The organism is uncultured Brevundimonas sp., from assembly GCF_937870815.1.
Taxonomy (GTDB): Bacteria; Pseudomonadota; Alphaproteobacteria; order Caulobacterales; family Caulobacteraceae; genus Brevundimonas.
The window spans coordinates 1-3,505 of the sequence record NZ_CALMZS010000074.1 but is presented as its reverse complement, the minus strand read 5'-3'; the positions used below and the strand labels follow the sequence as shown (position 1 = coordinate 3,505).

Annotated in this window: 2 protein-coding genes and 1 pseudogene; 1 reads left to right on the top strand and 2 read right to left on the bottom strand. The window is 66.4% G+C overall.

The features are described from left to right. Positions 1 to 99: 99 nt before the first annotated feature. Positions 100 to 967: pseudogene (locus Q0588_RS04640) on the bottom strand (IS5 family transposase). Between the two features lie 196 nt (positions 968 to 1,163). Beyond that, on the bottom strand, positions 1,164 to 2,090 hold the full coding sequence (locus Q0588_RS04635; RefSeq protein ID WP_298744170.1) for a LysR substrate-binding domain-containing protein: 927 nt from the start codon (positions 2,088 to 2,090) through the stop codon (positions 1,164 to 1,166). Positions 2,091 to 2,271: 181 nt separating this feature from the next. On the opposite strand from Q0588_RS04635, the gene Q0588_RS04630 reads away from it, so the two are divergent. Beyond that, on the top strand, positions 2,272 to 3,505 hold a 1,234-nt coding region (locus Q0588_RS04630; protein WP_298744169.1), incomplete at its 3' end, for a TonB-dependent receptor plug domain-containing protein.

Here is a 3,505-nt window from a genome sequence, read left to right as displayed (position 1 = left end):
ACATGATGCACATCGTTGACATTGAGGAACTGGAGGGCACTCGTGCCGCTCTAATTTCCGAGGACATGCCACGCCCGACTAAGAACCTGACTCAAAAGCCTACCGTCGCGCGAGTCGCCTGACGGCGATCTGGATGCAGGCGAGGGGGACGAAGGCGGCGAGGGTGTCGGCGAGGTTTTCGTAGTCCCTGTTGAGGCGTCGGTTGCGGCCGAACCAGGAGAAGGTGCGCTCGACCACCCAGCGTCTGGGCAGGACGACGAAGCCCTTCATGTCGTGGCTGCGCTTGACGATCTCGATGCGCAGGCCGGGGTTTCTGGCGATGGCGCCGTCCACCTGATGGGCGTTGCAGCCGCCGTCGGCCCAGACCAACTCCAGCCGGTTGAACCCCTGGCGGATGCGGTCGAGGACCAGGGCCGCGCCGTCGCGGTCCCCCGCCTTCGCGGGGGCAGGCTCTGGATGCCGGCGGAGTGGACGACCACCCGCAGGGGCAGGCCTTCTGTGTCGACCAGGGCGTGCAGCTTGCGGCCCTTCACCTTCTTGCCGGCGTCGTAACCCACTGCGTCGCCCTGATTTTTTTCGCACCCCCCTTTTCCGCCGACTTCAGCGACTGGCTGTCGATCACGCCGGCGCTGGGCGAGGCTTCCCGGCCCATGTGCTCGCGTAGCGCCATGTACAGCTCGGCCCAGATCGCCTCCCAGACCCCGTCGCGCTGGAAACCGCGGAAGATGTTGTAGACTGTCGAGCGCGGCGGAAACGATCCGCGCGGCAGGTAGCGCCAGGGCGTCGCCGTCCGCAATAAATAGAAGATCGCGTTCATCGCCGCGCGCAGGTCGGTCTTGCGCGGCCGACCGCCCGGCTTCGCGGCCGGGATCAGCGGCCCAAGCCTGGCCCATTCCGCGTCGGTCAGGTCGCTGGGGACGCCCACCCCCGCCTGACGATAGGTCGATCGGTCTTTTTCGGTCCACATGGCGGCTCACTCCGCCCGCCCAGCCAAACCATCTGAATCACACAACCATATCGAGCGCCAGCGACTTTCGGGTCAGGTTCTGATCAGGGACCTAACTGGAACCGAGCGTCGGAGCTTGCTCTGGCCTTACCGCTCCGGTCTCCCTGTACGATCCGCCAATCCACGATCACCAGGCCGCGACTCGAAACTGGAACCATCAGCGAGACTCGGTTAGGTCCGTCAACTGTGTGAAACGGGACTGCGATGCGGCGACCTCATGTTTGAGCCAGCCCGCGAAGGTTTCGAAATGGTCATGCGAAGCGCGTCGGGCGGGCAGGGCGATCGAGCGATACTGATAGCCGATACGGTGACGTCCGGGAAAACACGGCGTCAGCCGTTGACCGTCAAGCAATCGCTCCGACGCCAGTGGAATCGCCGGCGCCAGGCCGAACCCGCCGGCCGCCGCCTCATACATGACCTGCAGCGTGTCGAATGACGCGACCGGGTTCAATCGCACCCCGGAACACCGCGCCTGGGCCAGCCAATTGCTCCAGACCGCCGGTGAGGTCTTGATCTCCAGGGCAGGATAGCCGCCGAGTTCGGTCGGACAGCGAGGCGGCGCCCTGCCGTCCATCAACCGTCGGGACGATACGACGACCGCCTCCAGATCCAGCAAGACGGTCGAGGTCAGACCTTCCGGCGGAACGTCGCCGCCGACGATGCCGATGTCGGCCCTGGCCGCCCGAACCATTCGCACCGGGTCGCCGTGGACGATTTCGACCGTCACGCCGTGGCGGGTCTGCAATGCCGACAGGCGCGGCATCAGCCAGCCGACGGTGATCGACTGCGACGCCGCGACCCGCAAAGGCCCGCCCCAACGTCTGACGTTTTCACTGGCCCACCGCAACGTTTCCAGCGCCGGCTCGATCGCGATCAGAAAATCCGAACCCGCGACCGTCAGGCGGACACCGCGCGCCGATCGGTCGAAAAGCCCCACTCCAAGAAAATCCTCGAGCAACTGGATACGTCGTGACAGCGCCGAAGGGCTGAGCGCGAGTTGTCGGGCGGCGTCGCGAAAACTGACCGACCGGGCCGCTATCAAAAAGGCCTCGGTCGCTTCCAGAGGGGGGAGTTTGCGCAGCAACGAAGCACCTCAATCCACTTTGCTACACCGGGCGCGACACCAGTTTGTGACGCCGCCGGATTGAGGCGGCCCGATCCGCTCCGGCGTTGCGCGGGACGCAACCGGTGTCGCCATCTTCGCGCTACCGGACAGGCGTCGCCGCCGTCTAGGACCCCGCCCAGATCAACGGCAGGGGATGGCCATGAAAACGCTCAATCATTCGGCGGCGCTGGGCGCCTTGTGTTTCGCCGCGGGGTTGTTCGCCGGTTCGCCGGTCCGCGCTCAGGACGCGGCAAGCCCCGAGTCCGGCGCCGCGTATCTCGATGAGGTCATCGTGACCGGAACACGATCCGCCGGTCGAACCGCCCTGCAATCCAGCGCGCCCATCTCCGTCATTCGGGCCGAGGACATCAGCGATCTCGGCTTCGGCGACGTCGCGCGCTCGATCCAGTATCTGGAACCCTCGCTGAACTATCCGCGTGCCTCGACCACGGCGACGGCGGCGAACAGCCGTCCGCTGACCTTGCGGGGCCTGTCCCCCGACCAGGTGCTGGTGCTCGTCAACGGCAAGCGCCGGCATACGACGTCGATCCTGAACATCAACAACACCGTGGGCCGGGGCGCGGCCGGGGTGGATTTCGATCTGATCCCGGCCGCGGCGATCGAACGCATCGAGGTCCTGCGCGACGGAGCGGCCGCCCAGTACGGATCGGACGCCATCGCGGGGGTCATCAACGTCATCCTGCGCGACGATGACGAGGGCGGATTGCTGGCGGTCCAGGCGGGCGCGACCGCGGAAGGCGATGGCGAGAACGGCTCTATCAGCGGCTATCGGGGCGTGCGGCTGGGCGGCCTCGGCCGTCTCACCGTCAGCGGCGAGTATCGGCGGCAGGAGTCCACCAATCGCGCCAATATGGACCAGCGCTTCGGGCGCGTGACCTATCAGTTCGGCGACCCGGAAATCGAGTCGCTGAACCTCGTCATCGACGGAGACCTCGCCCTGGGCGGCGGCGAACTCTATGGCTTTGCGACCTACAGCCGGAAGGAGTCGGTCAACCCCGCCGGATTCCGGGTTCCGACCTTCCTGCCGGCGCTCTACCCCGACGGCTTTCTGCCCATGATCAATCCCACCGTCACGGACGGCGGGTTCAGCCTGGGCTGGCGGCGCGAGTTCGACGGGTGGCTGTTCGACGTGAGCCACACCTTCGGCGTCGACGAAGCCGACTTCCGCGTCTTCGACACCGCCAACGTCTCGCTGGGCGCCGCCAGCCCCACCACGTTCGACTCGGGTTCGGTCAGATACCGGCAGAACGTCACCGACCTGACGCTTTCACGGCCGTTCCCCGAGTTGTTCGCCGGCGCCGACCTGACGATCGGTCTTCAGCACCGCGCGGAAGATTACCGCAGCGAGGCCGGCGAGTCCGCCGCCTTCTTTG